Here is a 15,744-nt window from a genome sequence, read left to right on the forward strand (position 1 = left end):
AAAAGCTGGTTAAAAGTCGAAATAATTTCTTTTTAATAGACGTGGTCTTCCCATTAATTCTTCATATGTTAGTTGTTTTGGTAAATCTTTCGTGTAAATTAAGAATAATTGATCTTCAATTTCTTTTACTGTATGGTCTGATTGATAGTCCATCCCGCACGAGGAACAAGAAATACATGGTGTCTCTTGGATTTCAATGGCTTTCGTACCATCTGGTAATTCCCAATATACAGTATTCAAGCTTTCTTTCGCTTCTGTACTGTCACACCACATACAATTCATACTGCATCACCCTCAGTTTTTTTGTCGTTTTCTTCTAATTTAGCCATTTGTGCTTGATATTTTTTATCTTTTAATTGATCGCGCTTATCACGTTTATCTTTTAAAGATGCATGAGTATCATTATCTTCGTAGTCTTTACGACGGTTCATACGCTGTAAGTCGTCTGGAACGAGGTTAAATTTCTTATCGCTCATAAGACCTGCGATACCAACATCTGAACGTTTTTCTTCGTAGTTCGGATAAATCTCTTTAAAGTATCCTTCCGCTCTTCCTGGAATATAGCTCTCTGGCTCTGGATACGTCGTAATAACACCTTCAAAGTTACGAAGTACAACTTTATCTGCACTTTGTGAGATTAAATAGTTTGGTTGAAGTGCAATTTTACCGCCTCCACCTGGCGCATCAACAACGAATGTCGGAACAGCATAACCAGATGTGTGTCCACGTAAACCTTCAATAATTTCAAGACCTTTAGATACTGGTGCACGGAAGTGACCGATACCTTCAGATAAGTCACATTGATAAATGTAGTATGGACGTACACGGATTTTTACTAAGTCATGCATAAGTTTTTTCATAATTGGAACGCTGTCGTTAATACCAGCTAAAATTACTGCTTGGTTTCCGACTGGAACACCAGCATTCGCTAACATTTCACATGCCTTTTTCGATTCTTCAGTAATTTCAATAGATGTATTGAAATGTGTATTTAACCATACTGGATGGTATTTTTTAATAATGTTACATAAATTTTCTGTAATACGTTGTGGGAATACTACTGGTGCTCTCGTTCCGATACGAATAATCTCAACATGCGGAATCTCTCGTAAATTTTTTAATACATATTCTAAAATTTTATCGTTAATTAGAAGTCCGTCACCACCGGAGATTAATACATCTCGTACTTGTGGCGTTTCACGAATATAAGCAATTGCATCATCTAATTGTTTCTTCGGTACACCCATTCCAATTTGTCCACTAAAACGACGACGTGTACAGTAACGACAATACATAGAACATTGATTTGTTACTAAGAATAGTACACGGTCCGGATAACGATGTGTTAGCCCTGGAACTGGTGAATCTTCGTCTTCGTGAAGTGGGTCTTCTAAATCATATTTTGTTTTATATAACTCTTCCGAAATCGGTACTGATTGCATCCGAATCGGACAGCGTGGATCATCAGGATTCATTAGCCAAGCATAGTACGGTGTAATGTTTAACGGGATCGTTTTCGTTGAAATTTTAACACCCTCTTCTTCTTCAGGTGTTAAGTTAATCACTTTTCTTAAGTCATCTAACGTTTTGATCGTATTCGTTAATTGCCAAACCCAATCATTCCATTGCTCTTCAGTAACATCTTTCCATAATTCGATATCCTTCCAGTGACGATTTGGTTTGTATACATCATGTAACATTGCTATTCCCCCTTTTTATACGCTCATTCTTTATATAAGCAATAGTTATGCCAACTTTACATTGTTGATAAGTAATTGTGCGGAGAACCCTATTACATAAGCGAAAAAATATTTTTAAGCGTTGTATGAAATCAATACTTAACATCATATTCATTACTATTTATATATGTAAACGCTCTTTTATTCGTGCAAACACATAAAAACCGCCGATTATTCGGCGGTTTTGTCGTACTTGCTCAGTTTATATTGAAGCGTTTGACGAGGGATACCCAACATTTTTGCGGCTTGTAATATATTCCCTTCCGTTTCAATCAACGCTTGATCTATCAATTCTTTTTCTGTTTGATGAAGTGCTTCTCTAAGTGGCATTATACCCTTCTTCTTCGAAAACGTCTCTTTCCGAAATATACGTGGTAAACAATTGGCTGTTAATGTATTTCCTTCTGCAATAATAACAGCATGTTCAATCGTATGTTTTAACTCCCGGACATTTCCAGGCCACTGATAAGCTTGCAGTCTATCTTTCGCTTCCTCATCAATTTGAAGTACCCCTTTTTTATAACTTTTATTATATTCTTTCAAAAAATAAGATGCTAATAATAGTACATCCTCAGTTCTTTCACGAAGCGGTGGGATATATAATGAAAATACGTTTAAGCGATAATATAAATCCGTGCGAATTTTATTCTCTCGTAAACATATTTCTGGAGGCTGGTTCATCGCGGTAATAACACGAACATCTACTTTTCTCGTCTTATTATCACCAATTCTTCTAATGACTCCATCTTCTAACACTCGTAACATTTTTGCCTGCAAATCAAGAGGCATTGAATTCAGTTCATCTAAAAATAATGTACCACCATCAACCAGTTCAAATAGCCCAGCTCTTTCAATCGCTCCTGTATAGCTTCCTTTTGTCGTTCCAAACAATAAACTTTCTAGTAGCGACTCTGGTAAAGCTGCACAGTTTTGTGCAATAAATGGCTTATTTTTTCTTTTAGAAGCTTCATGAATTGCTTGTACGAACAGTTCTTTTCCTGTTCCTGTTTCACCATATATTAAAACATTCGCGTCTGTTGGTGCTACTTTTTGTGCTAACTCTTTCGTCTGTTTAAACCGCGTATCATTTGTCACTATCGTCTCAAATGCAGCGTGCTTTTTAATCACTTTTTTTCTAGATGATCGCTTTATTTTCGACTGTAAATCAACAATTGTGTCAGTAAGTTTTTGAATTGTAGAGTAATCCTTTGCAATTTCAACAGCCCCAGCAATATTCCCATCTATAAAAATAGGTAATGTCGTATTTACTGTACAAACATCTTCACCATTTAAATTTTGATAATGCTGTACTTGATGTACGATAGGTTTTTTTGTATCTAGTACTTTCATCAATGTACTCGTTTCCCTTGATAAAGACGGGAACGCTTCTAACAGATGTTTCCCTAACACTTTTTCAATCTTCGATCCATCGTGTTTTGCAGCTACAGAATTATAAAATATTGTAATTCCATTCTCATCTACAGCGTGTATAGCCTCATCAATACTGCCCAAAATCGCTTCAATGACTTCTTGTGTCGAAACTGCTAGCAATGTCATCCCCCCTCTTGCCGAAAATCCGGCAATTATATGCCGAATTTTCGGCATACCTATGTGCGATTGTAAGCATGACGATTCCGTTCTATAATTTTGATCAATTTTATATTTTCATTAGATAACTCGAGACTCTAATTAGTACGGCTTTTCGAACACCCAGCTCCACCTAACTGTTTTGCTTTACAGCTAAATTTTGAGGCGAAATTTTTACTGCTTTCGAATAGCTAGATAGATTTTTCACCCATATATTCATATCTTCCAACTTATCGAAAATGTAACAATTATTCGCCAGTCTTCCTGTATACGTATAGCCTAACTGATGAAAGGCAGCATTCATTCCGAAAGAAAGCGATCGAGCAATTGTATAGGAGCAGAAAATAGATCTTTCTCGAAGCTCTTCCTCTAATTTAATTAGTAAACTTTTCATAAATCCATGTTTACGATATTCAGGTAAAGTAGCACAATTTGTTAATTCTGCATTCCCTTCCTTTATGTTCATTTCTGCAGATGCTGTACTAATAATTTTCCCCTCAAATTCATATACGTAGTAAATTGTATCGTCTTCTTTCATCGTCTGTAATACATAACTCGCTTCATTTAAAGGTGTCGGATACACTTCAAACACTTTTCCGAATACAATTGCTAATTCTTCTGCATCTTCTTCAGTCGCTTTTCTCAGCAAAAATTTCTCTGGAACTACTTTTTCTTTTATTTCTTTCCCTTTTACACCGCTTAATATAGTATCTTCCTCAGTCCAATGCATACTATTTCGTCTTTCATCATTATTATATTTCACAAAAAAGTATGCATCGTGTCCTTGAAAATAATGAGGTATCGTTGCTTCCAACAAAAAACCGAAAGAGAGCCATGTTGAAACATGCTCTCCCTTTCCTTTAATAATACATTTAGTGAAAGAATGTTTCTCTGCTAGTTCGTCAATTGTCTGTATAATACTTTCAACATTTCCTGTATAATGATCTACCCGGATACGTTTATTAAAATAATCTAAAACACCTTCTACTGTATAACAATTCGTCTGTTCTCTAAAAGATTCATAGTATTTCATTTTTTCACCTCACACCAATCTAGTAATGTACATGCAATAATTTTTGCGGCAGCTATCATTTTATCAACTTCTATATATTCGTTTGGATAGTGTGCTACTTTCGTCTCTCCTGGACCAAATACTATTGTTGGTACGTTTGCAATTTGTGTAAATAAACCTCCATCAGTCCCCCACGGAGATGCTTCAATAATTGGTTCGTTCCCTTCGATTTCAACAAAGTTATGATGAAGTGTCGTAATGAGTTCATGATTCTCTTCTAGTTCACCAGGAACCCATCTCGCTCCAAACCATTCTACTTCTACTGGATTTTCAACAAACCAATTGTCCACATCATTTAATTCAGCAATCCAATTCTCAAACTCTTCTTTTGCCGCCTCTATAGTCTCATTCGGCGCAACACCGCATCTTCCTTCTAAAATTAATTCATCGGGAACAGAACTTGGCCAACTCCCTCCTTCAATTTTCCCAATGTTAATTGGAATCGGAATCGGAATTCCTTTAAATAACGGATCTGTAATTCGACTATTTCTTTTCTCCTCTAGCTTTCTTACATGTTCTATAACAAACATACTTTTTTCAATTGCACTAACCCCTTCATAGCGCGTTCCACCGTGTGCAGCTTTCCCTTTTACACGTAGACGAAACCACATGGAACCTTGTTGTTTCGGGAAAAACTTCATATTAGTAGGCTCTGGAATAATGACACCATCTGCCTTATATCCTCGTAATATAGTTGCTAATGTCCCAGCTCCGCCACTTTCCTCTTCTATTACACTTTGAAAATAGATGTCTCCTTTTAATTCAATGTTAGATTCAATAATCGCTTCCATCGCAAGCATAAGTGCGACATTTCCGCCTTTCATATCCGTCGTTCCACGGCCATATATACGATTTCCTATTTTCTCACCGCTATAAGGATGATGTTCCCACTGATTCACATCCCCTTCTGGAACTACATCAATATGCCCATTTAATATCATAGATTTCCCGTCGCCACTTCCTTTTAAAGTTGCTACAATATTTGGGCTATCTGAAAAACTTGTACGGGGTGATACAAAATAAGGATGATCTTTCATTTTAGAAAAAGAAGGCTCCCATATATCAAGGTCTAAACCTAATTCACGTAATTTTTCAATCACAATTGCCTGCGCTCCGCTTTCATCACCAGATACGCTCTTTTCTTGAATTAATCGTTTTAAAAATTTCACACTTTCCTCTTCATGGCTCTCAATATAATCACAAACTTGCTTTTTTAATTGCTCCATATATTACATCTCCCTTCATTCAATTACTAGTAAGTTAGAACTAATTTGAAAATCAGCTTCTGTATGTCGTTTTACATCTTCTACTGTGTATGGGCTCATTAATTCTAGTAATATAAGTCCACTCGGAGTTACCTCCATGACTGCCATATCAGTAATAATTAAATCTACACATTTCTTTGAAGTTAATGGCAATGTACACTCTGAAACAATTTTTGCATTTCCGTACTTATCAACATGATTCATCACAACAACGACCCGCTTCGCTTTTTGTGCTAAATCCATTGCTCCACCAATACCTGGAACACGTTTTCCAGGTACAATCCAGTTTGCTAAATCACCATTTTCACTTACTTGTAATGAACCAAGAATCGTTATGTCTAGCAAACCTTTTCGAATCATACCAAACGCTGTGCAACTATCGAAATAACTCGCTCCTGTTATAAGAGAAGTTGGTAAACCTGCTGCGTTACACAAATTTTCGTCTTCATTCCCTTTACTTGGCGTTGGTCCCATGCCGACGATTCCATTTTCCGCATGAAACATAACATTTATATCGTCAGGCAAATGATTTGGTACAAGCGATGGTATGCCAATACCTAAATTTACAATCATGCCATTTTGTATTTCTTTCGCCGCTCGCCTAGCAATCTTATCCCTCACTTCTACGCCCATACCCATTTCCAGTTCACTCCTTCCGACGGTACAATATAATTTACGAAAACACCTGGAACGACAATTTCCTCTGGATCTAAACTTCCAAGCGGAACTATTTCTTCTGCTTCTACAATTGTTATATCCCCAGCCATAGCTACGTGAGGATTCATATTTCGTGCACTTTTGTCAAATACAAGGTTACCAAACGGATCTGCCTTTTTCGCATATACAATTGAAACTTCAGCAGTTAACGCTGTTTCAACTAAGTAGGTCTTACCATCCATTTCAACTGTTCGTTTTCCCTCTTCCACAATCGTATCAACACCAACATCAACTAAAACACCACCAAGACCAACGCCACCAGCGCGAATGCGCTCTGCTAATGTTCCCTGCGGAGAAAACTCAATTTGTAATCTTCCCTCGTTTAGTTGCCTTCCTGCATTTGGATTGGAGCCAATGTGAGAAGTAATTAGTGATTTAACTCTTTCATTTGTAACAAGACGACCGATACCTACATCAGGAAATCCAGTGTCATTTCCAACCAAATTTAAATTTGTAATGCCTTTTTCTAAAATTGCCTGTATTAAAGATGGAGGGGATCCAATCCCTCCAAATCCCCCAAACATTAATGTCATATCATCATGGAACAAAGAAATTACTTCCTCAATTTCTTTTAATTTACCGAATGTATTTGTAATAGTTGTCATGCGATACTATGCCCTCCTTTTTGCATCATCTCTTCCACACTTTTAGAGAAAATTGAAAGTAATTCATCTAACTCGGAATATGTAGTTGTCATTGGCGGTGCTACAAGCAGTGCACTATCTTCTTTTCCTGCTTGCCCTGAAACGGCTTGGTATAAAAGTAGCCCATTTTTAGCTGCAACTGAAATAAGCTCTGACGCTTTTGTAAACGGTTGCAATTCTACTCCGATTAGCAACCCTTTTCCGCGCACATCAGCAATGATTGTCGATTGTTGCTGAACTTTCTGTAAGCCTTTTATTAAATACTCTCCCTTTTCTGCTGTTTTTTCAGGGAGATTATGTTTCTCCATATATTCAATAACAGCTAAAGCCGTTGCTGCAGACAAGGGATTTGCACTTAACGTATGACCGCTCATTACTGAACGTGATCCACGTAATATTGGTTCCATAACACGATCACTTACAACTGTCGCTGCCATCGGTGTATATCCCGCTCCTAACCCTTTACCAAGTGTCATAATATCCGGCTCTACACCCCAATGCTCCATCGCAAACCATGCTCCAGTACGACCAAGCCCAGTCATTACTTCATCCGCAATAAATAAAATATCGTAATGATTACAAATATCTTTAATGACTTTATAATAGTCCTTCGGCGGAACAACCGCGCCTCCAGCTGCTCCGATAATCGGCTCAGCAATAAAAGCAGCAATATGCTCTGCACCAATTCTTTCAATTGATCTTTCTAGTTCAGTCGCACATGCCAGCTGACAAGTTGGATATACCTTTTGAACAGGACATCTGAAACAATATGGAGCTGGTATAGTCGGATAGTCTTCCAAAATAGATACAAAACGTTGTCTACGTAGTGGGTGACCAGACATCGATAAAGCACCCATCGTAATGCCGTGATAACTCATCCATCTTGATAAAATTTTATGTTTCCCTTGAATACCTCGCTCTTGAAAATGCTGAATTGCAATTTTCATAGCTGTTTCATTCGCTTCCGTACCACTATTTACAAAAAAACTCCAGTTCAAATCTCCTACACTTAAATCACTTAACTTCTTCGCTAATTTTTCAGCTGGTTCACTCGTAAACTGTGATCTATAAACGAAAGCAATCTCCTCAGCTTGCTTTTTAATAACGTCTGCAATCTCCTTTACGCCATGCCCAATACCTGCCGTAATTGCTCCTGACGAACCATCAAAATATTTATTGCCATTTTGATCATACAAATAAACACCTTTTCCATGTGAAATCATTGGATACGGCTGACCAACAAGTGGTTTAATTAAGTAATCGCGCATAGCGCTCCCCCATTTCTCCAATTTGTATATATATATGAAGAAAATTGACGTTTCTTTCATAAAAAAGAATCCTCTGCAAAAGCAGTGAATTTATCAAAAAACTATTATAAAATATACAAATGAGTGCTTAAAAATATTTATAAAACAGAAAATTCAGAACTCTAAACGAAGACCAATCCTTTTCTATACGCCCAAATAACCCTCCCTTTTATATGAAATGACTACATCACCAAATGTTTTTATAGCATAATGTCAGCTGTCCTTAAATGCCGACATTCTGTACACTTCGACGGAACTCCCGTTAAACTCCTTCCTATTATCCTACTTTAAATTGCATATTTTAAAACAAATTTCGACACCCCACCTTACTAATCAATTCAAATTCCTATTTATTATGTAAACTTTTCATTTTTAAACTATAAAAAAAGAACCGATTAACCACACTAATCAGTTCGTCATGACGCTCTCTTATGGGTTAATACTGTCAATTGCTAAAATAAATAGAAAAATGAAGTTTACAAATTCATCCTACAGCTTATAACACAAAATCTTTTCATAACTTCATTCACAATTACTATCGGGATATCCCTATCCCGAAGTGGCACTCCTTTTCTCAGATTTAAATTATCTTTCCTTTATAATTTATGTAGGACAATTATCACTTTGTATGTGTATTTGCCTATAATTAAAAAAATCCCTAGTTTTCTAGCGATTTTTGGACATGTATTCTATATGTTAATTGAAATGCACTTACAATTTGGCATTTATTTTACTTTCATACAGTCATATGTACTGCTTTACTCTGCGAAATACTCATAAGCACCAGCACCTCTTTATGACAACATATTTGTTGTCAATTTTTAATTTCCCCTCTATAAAATCATTTTTTTCGCATAACCGCTTTCTTGCTTCGCATATAGTTTTAATGATGACAAAGGAGGAATGTTCATGTCTCAATCTGAAATCGAAAAATATGGACAAGAAGTTACACAATACGAACAGCTCGCACGTTACTATCAGTTTCGTAATCCTAAAAAATATATAGAATTATATATGAAATATTACGATGCACTATCAAAACTTGTACAGGCGTATGAAACAAGAGATTCACAAGAAGCTGCTTTACCTTCACATATAAGAATTTTTCATGCCAATCCAAATATACCGGCTGTTGACATTTTAGTAAACGGACAAAAAGTTATTAAAAATATTTCATTTAAGCAATTCAGCCCTTATTTATCATTAGTACAAGGTAAATACCGTATAGATATTGTTCCTGTCGGAAATGAAACTCCAATCTTTTCAGCGCTGGTACCAATAATGGGAAATCATACTTATACTCTTGCTGCAATAAATAGTGACAATCACCTACAATTACAACCTATACTTGATAATACACATTTACCAGCTGGTCAAGCCAAAATACGCTTTGCACATTTCTCTCCAGATACCCCTGTTGTAAATGTAGATTTAAAAGATGGGGATCATTTATTTGAAAATGTACTCTTTAAACAAATAACAGATTTTTTGCAAGTTAGCCCTGGTACAGCAGATATTGAAATTTCACTCGCAGATAATAAAAACGTTTTACTGACTATACCGAAATTCAATGTTGAACCAAATGTTATTTATACAATTTCAATAGTAGGTTATTCAACTAAAGATCCTAAATTAGAAGCCGTCATACTCACAAATTAAAACAGTCTACACCATTCATTTGGTGTAGACTGTTTATTTTTGAAATGCAATTTGAAATTCTGTCCAATCGTTATCTGATCGACACATAATGGACCCATTATGTTTTTCCACAATTTGTTTACATACAAATAATCCAATACCAGTTCCTAACTTTTTAGTAGTTACAAATGGTTCAAAAATCGTTTCTACATTTTCAGCTGGAATCATTGGTCCATTATTTTTTATCACAATTCGAATAGCTTGATCTTCTTCAAATACATCGATGATAATTTTTCGTTCTTCTTTCATTGATTCAAGAGCATCAATTGAATTCATTAATATGTTTAAAAATACTTGTCTCACTTCACTTCGATAACCAACAAGCGGAATTGGATACGGTAAGTTCTTTTCAATCAAAACATTCGCATTGACCAAACTCGGATATAAGAATTGTATAATGTCTTGAAACAAGTCATTAAGCCAAAACCGTTCCGATTCATTCCACATTTCTTTTTTCGATACGAGTAAAAATTGCGAAATACGAAAATTTAATTGGTCTAATTCATGCGAAATTATATCTAAATACGATAAACTCGGATGATCTGCCTTTAATAATTTGACAAACCCCATAATGGAAGTAAGCGGATTACGAAATTCATGTACAAAACTAGCTGACATTTGTCCTAAAATCGTCAGTCTTTCTTTATGTGTTTCGTTAATATATTGCTGTTTTTCCTCTAAATTCTTCGATATAATTTCCGAGTATTTTAAAACGGTATAATAAATTAATTTGTCAAAACAAGTATGTATTTTTGCCATAATTGGTTTCAATTCACGAGCACTAACATCTAATTCACACATCGCTTCGAAAAGTTCATTTCTTCCCACGTTTGCGTTATAAACAAAATCTCCAATATTCGCATCTGCTCCAGCACGTTCAATAGCAATTTTCTCGCATAACGGTTGAAGATAATTTATATCTTTATCTTCCATAGTAAGTTCGATAATTAACTCTAGTAAATCCTCTCCATTTTGAACTACTTCTAGTTTAAATGGATCTTTTTCGGAAATTATCATTTTGTTTTTCCAGTTCTCTACGAATTGGTGCCTATTGTTTTTCAAGTGTGAACAAAATATTTCTTTAATATCCTTATCGATTGGAAAAACCTCCATTCCCTCCATTTCCATACGACGAATACCCTTTATATTTTGAATATTAACACAAAAAATAAGATTCGTTAATAGATTTTTGTCACATTTTGTTAATTTCTGTTGATAAAATTATTTTTTTCTTTCTTATTTAACTAATTGTATGTAAATCCCCTTTTTCCTTCACATATTTTCATTATTTCCTTAGTCAAAACGACTTTTTTTTGCATCATTTTTAATTCTTGCGTACAATAGAAAATGAAAGGTGTGAAAAATATGGTAAATAAAAATGTGGAAGATTATCTCCAAGAAGGCATTTACGGCCAAAAGCAAAACAAACCAGAAGAACGTAATATGTATTTAACTACATTACGTGAGCGTGTGGAAATCGCTTTAACGATCGGTCAAGTAATGCAAAGTAATGTATACTCTGAAGTGGCGGGTAGCATGCGCTCTTCTCAATCATTACAACTCCTCCTAAATGGTGGCATTGCTTACCCACATTTATCAAAATACATTAAATTAGCAAACGAAAAAAATGTTCCTTTTACAATTGTTCAAAATAAAGATACAAAAACACCAATCGGTTTAGTATTAACTCATGCTACTGCTGTAGATAAAGAACAAATTTATGTAGAAGATACTATTTTCAAACAAGAAATGAAGTAAAAGTTACACTTAATTAAATAGTTACTAGAAGCGTAAAAAACGAGTATGGAATCGTAAACATTTCCTACTCGTTTTTTAGCGCAAGTTTTAAGTTTTTCTACTTTATTTTTTAATACATACTAATTTCATTTCTGTCATTTCTTCTATTGCATATTTAATTCCTTCGCGCCCCGTGCCACTTTCTTTCACGCCACCATAAGGCATATGATCTACTCTGAACGTTGGAATATCATTAATCATGACACCACCAACCTCTAGCTCATCAATTGCACGCATTGCTTTAAATAAATTATTTGTAAATACCCCTGCCTGTAAGCCGTAACGCGAATTATTTACTTGCTCAATCGCTTCATCAAATTCTTTAAATGTATTTACTGTCATGAGTGGACCGAATACTTCTTGGCACTGCACAGATACATGATCTGGAACATTTGTTAATACAGTTGGTTCAAAAATTCTTGCATCCTGCTTTTTACCACCGCATAAAACAGTTGCTCCTTCCTTAATTGCTTCTTGAACCCACATATCAATTCGCTCTACATCTTTTTTTGAAATTAAAGCTGATACATCCGTTTCCTCAAGCAGTGGATCACCAACAACAACTGATTCCATCGCTTTCTTTAGCTTCGAAAGAAATTCATGTATTTTCGTTTCATGTACAAAAACACGTTGTACGGAAATACAAACTTGCCCATTATTAACAAATGCTCCCCATTTTACACGTTCAATTATTTCATCTGTTAACTCTACATCTTCATCAATAATAACAGCAGCATTTGAGCCTAGTTCTAACGTAACTCGTTTTAGCCCAGCCTTTTGTTTTATTCCGATTCCAACTTTTGGACTTCCGGTAAAAGTAATAGAAGCAACATAATCATTTTTGACGATTGCCTCACCAACCGTGGAGCCAGGGCCAGAAATGATATTTAAAGCTCCATTTGGCAATCCTGCCTCTTTAAATAACTCAACTAATGCATAAGATGATAATGGCGTTTGATCAGCTGGCTTTAATACAACTGTATTTCCGGCAGCAATTGCTGGTCCAACTTTATGCGCTACTAAATTTAATGGGAAATTAAATGGTGTAATAGCCCCTATAACCCCAATCGGCTTTCGGATTGTATATGCAATACGCCCATTCGCACCAGGTGCGGCGTCTAATGGCAATGTTTCACCATATATACGCTTCGCTTCTTCAGCTGCAAATTTGTACGTTTGAACAGTACGATCTACTTCTCCCCTTGCAGCACGTATTGGTTTGGCAGCTTCTTTTGCAATAATCTCTGCAAATTCTTCTCTTCTTTCATCCATTTTTTGTGCAACTTTCTCTAAAATAGTCGCACGATCATATGCAGATAATTTATTCATTTTTGTCATTGCATTTTTTGCAGCAGTAACAGCCTCTTTTACATCTTCTTCCGTTCCTTGTGCAATTTCCGCTAATGTTTCTTCAGAATATGGTGCGTATAATGGTTTATACGTGTTTACAGTTTTCCAATCTCCATTTATATATAAATGCTTTTTCATACTTCTTCTCCTTCCAAATATATGTATACAACAATATTTCACCTAGTGAAAGAACTGACTTATTTCATTGTATCATAGCCCCTATCCCTCAAAAAACATTATGCTCAAAAAAACTCTGCTATATAGCAGAGTTTACGAGCTAATTTGCTCTTGTAACGAAATTTGTTTTTCATCTTCTAAAATAACAATCGATTCTACTATCTTTGTAACTTCTAATCTTTTTATATATCGTCCATCTAATTCTTTCACACAAAACTTATAATTTTCAATTTCAATGGAATCTTCTTCAGCAATCTCTATATTCTTCGTTAAAATCCAACCACCGATTGTATCAACACCATCATCATCAATCCCTAAACCAAATAACGTATTCACTTCACTAACAAGTACTTTTCCCTCTAGTATCGTCTTCGTTTCACTAACCTTTTGAATTTCTGGCTGCTCATCCGTATCAAACTCATCCTGAATATCTCCAACAATTTCTTCCAGAATATCTTCAACAGTAACAAGTCCAGATGTTCCACCATATTCATCTATCAATATAGCAATATGTGTTCTTTCTTTTTGCATTTTTAAAAACAAATCATGAATTGGAATAGAATCGATAACTAAAATAATTGGTCTCATATATTGCTCTACTGTCTTCTTATTAGCAGCTTTATGTTGTACAAATTCAGTAAAAATATCTTTAAAATTCACAAAACCTATTACATGGTCTTTGTCGCCATCAACAACTGGATACCTTGTATATTTTTCACGAGACATTTTTTGCAAAGCTTCTTCAGCAGGCATCTCTTTACTTATAATATTCATTTCAGTTCGAGGTACCATTATTTCTTTTGCAATCCGATCATCAAATTCAAAAATTTTATTCACATATTTATATTCAGATTGATTAATCTCACCATTTTTATAACTTTCTGAAACTAACAACCGTAATTCTTCTTCTGAATGTACCTCATCATGCCCCTTCGGCGCTTTCAGCCCTAGCAGCTTCGTAATGATTCGAGCTGAACCATTTAATAGCCAAATGAATGGGAATGCAATACGATAAAAGAAAATTAACGGCTTAGAAACAAGTAAACTCACCTGTTCAGATTTTTGAATTGCAAATGTTTTTGGGGCCAATTCCCCTATTACAACATGTAAAAAAGTAATTAACAAAAACACTAAAATTACAGCAAAAATGTCTGCTAGTTGAGTAGAGATATTCCAATTTGCAAAAAGCGTATCAAACATTTGCTTTAACGCAGGTTTACCAAACCACCCAATTCCTAAAGCTGTAACAGTAATTCCCAGCTGACAAGCAGATAGATATTCGTCTAAGTTTGTAATGACTGTTTTGACCGATGTTGCACGATTATTTCCTTCTGCAATTAAATAGTCAATTCGTGAACTTCTCACTTTAACAATTGCAAATTCTGCTGCAACGAAAAATGCCGTTAAGGCAATTAAAACAATCACTATACTTATACTATATATGTCCAAATACTTTTCCTTACTTACATTGTAAGCAAGGAAGCCACCTCCTACTTAATTTTATTCAAGTGAAGTAAGCATTCTAATACTCTAACAAAATTCTACATTAGCAACCACCTTTTTATATATTATATGCATACATAAAAAAGATATTTATCATTATGATAATCTAATTCATTTACACTCGTCAAATTATTCTAAATGCTACGATAAGACATTTTTATTTAAACGAACTATTCTTCTTAACTCAATTTCGTGAAAAAACACTTTCTTTGCCGATTCCACACTTCTTTTGTCGCACTAGAAGGGAACTTACTTTATAGCTCGAAATCATTCAACAGGATATATATAGGAGGGATTATTTTGGAATATAAAACACCATTTATCGCAAAGAAATTAGGTGTTAGCCCAAAGGCTGTTGTTCGGATCGCGCAACAATTAAATCTTACGATAGAGAAAAACAAATATGGCCACTTTATTTTCACACAAGAGGATGTCGATCAAATGTTAGAACACCATCGATTTCAAATAGAGCAATCTCAAAATTCTCAACCTACTCAAAAAGCTTCCTCAGATGAGGTTAAGGAATTAAAAACTCAAGTTAATACAATTGTTCAAAACATATCATCGAATGATTTTGAGCAATTAACCAATCAATTAAACACTATTACGAGAAGACTTGATCGAATGGAAGAACAAATGCAAGATAAGGCAAATGATGTCGTCACGTACCAACTTTTACAACACCGTCGTGAAATGGAGGAAATGTTAGAGCGAATTCAAAAGTTAGAAGCTGCCCTAACGAAAGAAGAACCCATTTATATTACTCCTGATTCAAAACCAACATATGAACGAGAAAAGAAACCGAAGCGCCGCAAAATGATTTTTAGTATATTTGGATTATAATTTTTAGACCCTTATTAAAATAATAAGGGTCTTTTTTAATGAAGA

At 35.1% G+C, this 15,744-nt stretch carries 14 protein-coding genes; 3 read left to right on the top strand and 11 right to left on the bottom strand.

Annotated elements, in window-relative coordinates; all coding sequences use genetic code 11:
- Positions 1-9 precede the first annotated feature (9 nt).
- From F3I02_RS28550 to F3I02_RS28585, 8 genes are all read right to left on the bottom strand, one after another.
- Complete coding sequence (locus F3I02_RS28550) at positions 10-282, bottom strand: YokU family protein (RefSeq protein ID WP_000995763.1); 273 nt, start codon at positions 280-282, stop codon at positions 10-12.
- The gene (gene kamA / locus F3I02_RS28555; protein ID WP_000902142.1) at positions 279-1,700 is read right to left on the bottom strand and encodes a lysine 2,3-aminomutase; all 1,422 of its coding nucleotides are present in this window, start codon (positions 1,698-1,700) and stop codon (positions 279-281) included. The genes F3I02_RS28550 and kamA overlap by 4 nt, the downstream gene beginning before the upstream one ends.
- Positions 1,701-1,910: 210 nt before the next feature.
- Positions 1,911-3,296: an arginine utilization transcriptional regulator RocR gene (gene rocR, locus F3I02_RS28560; protein ID WP_080029637.1), complete on the bottom strand. Its 1,386-nt coding sequence runs from the start codon at positions 3,294-3,296 to the stop codon at positions 1,911-1,913.
- A 163-nt stretch (positions 3,297-3,459) separates the two neighbouring features.
- Entirely contained in the window at positions 3,460-4,359 is a 900-nt protein-coding gene (gene ablB, locus F3I02_RS28565) for a putative beta-lysine N-acetyltransferase (protein WP_131249950.1), read from the bottom strand.
- Positions 4,356-5,624, bottom strand: coding sequence for a peptidase (locus F3I02_RS28570; RefSeq protein ID WP_000436690.1), 1,269 nt, complete (start codon positions 5,622-5,624; stop codon positions 4,356-4,358). Before F3I02_RS28570 ends, ablB begins: the two co-directional genes overlap by 4 nt.
- Before the next feature lie 15 nt (positions 5,625-5,639).
- Positions 5,640-6,302, bottom strand: a complete 663-nt coding sequence (locus F3I02_RS28575) for a CoA transferase subunit B (protein ID WP_000525274.1) — start codon at positions 6,300-6,302, stop codon at positions 5,640-5,642.
- The gene (atoD, locus tag F3I02_RS28580; RefSeq protein ID WP_000208101.1) at positions 6,287-6,985 is read right to left on the bottom strand and encodes an acetate CoA-transferase subunit alpha; all 699 of its coding nucleotides are present in this window, start codon (positions 6,983-6,985) and stop codon (positions 6,287-6,289) included. The genes F3I02_RS28575 and atoD overlap by 16 nt, the downstream gene beginning before the upstream one ends.
- Positions 6,982-8,292 (bottom strand): aspartate aminotransferase family protein, encoded by a 1,311-nt coding sequence (locus tag F3I02_RS28585; RefSeq protein WP_001205879.1) that lies wholly within the window; start codon positions 8,290-8,292, stop codon positions 6,982-6,984. Before F3I02_RS28585 ends, atoD begins: the two co-directional genes overlap by 4 nt.
- A 948-nt stretch (positions 8,293-9,240) precedes the next feature.
- On the opposite strand from F3I02_RS28585, the gene F3I02_RS28590 reads away from it, so the two are divergent.
- Positions 9,241-9,990 (top strand): DUF4397 domain-containing protein, encoded by a 750-nt coding sequence (locus F3I02_RS28590; protein WP_000083286.1) that lies wholly within the window; start codon positions 9,241-9,243, stop codon positions 9,988-9,990.
- Positions 9,991-10,023: 33 nt separating this feature from the next.
- Here the strand turns inward: F3I02_RS28590 and F3I02_RS28595 are convergent, their stop codons facing one another.
- The gene (locus F3I02_RS28595) at positions 10,024-11,157 is read right to left on the bottom strand and encodes a BA2291 family sporulation histidine kinase (RefSeq protein ID WP_000425086.1); all 1,134 of its coding nucleotides are present in this window, start codon (positions 11,155-11,157) and stop codon (positions 10,024-10,026) included.
- Between the two features lie 237 nt (positions 11,158-11,394).
- Between F3I02_RS28595 and F3I02_RS28600 the strand changes: the two genes are divergently transcribed.
- A complete protein-coding gene (locus F3I02_RS28600) occupies positions 11,395-11,787 on the top strand; it encodes a YueI family protein (RefSeq protein ID WP_000247560.1) in 393 nt (130 codons plus the stop codon).
- A 102-nt stretch (positions 11,788-11,889) separates the two neighbouring features.
- On the opposite strand, the gene F3I02_RS28605 is transcribed toward F3I02_RS28600, so the two are convergent.
- Together F3I02_RS28605 and F3I02_RS28610 are read right to left on the bottom strand one after the other, a co-directional pair.
- A complete protein-coding gene (locus tag F3I02_RS28605; RefSeq protein WP_000716477.1) occupies positions 11,890-13,314 on the bottom strand; it encodes an aldehyde dehydrogenase family protein in 1,425 nt (474 codons plus the stop codon).
- Positions 13,315-13,446: 132 nt separating this feature from the next.
- Positions 13,447-14,802 carry a hemolysin family protein gene (locus F3I02_RS28610; RefSeq protein WP_196478659.1) on the bottom strand — a complete coding sequence of 452 codons (1,356 nt, stop codon included), beginning with the start codon at positions 14,800-14,802 and terminating at the stop codon, positions 13,447-13,449.
- A gap of 354 nt (positions 14,803-15,156) precedes the next feature.
- On the opposite strand from F3I02_RS28610, the gene racA reads away from it, so the two are divergent.
- Positions 15,157-15,699, top strand: coding sequence for a chromosome-anchoring protein RacA (gene racA / locus F3I02_RS28615; RefSeq protein WP_196478660.1), 543 nt, complete (start codon positions 15,157-15,159; stop codon positions 15,697-15,699).
- The last annotated feature ends 45 nt before the right edge of the window (positions 15,700-15,744 follow it).

This window comes from Bacillus sp. SRB3LM, assembly GCF_015712745.1.
Lineage (GTDB): Bacteria > Bacillota > Bacilli > Bacillales > Bacillaceae_G > Bacillus_A > Bacillus_A thuringiensis_K.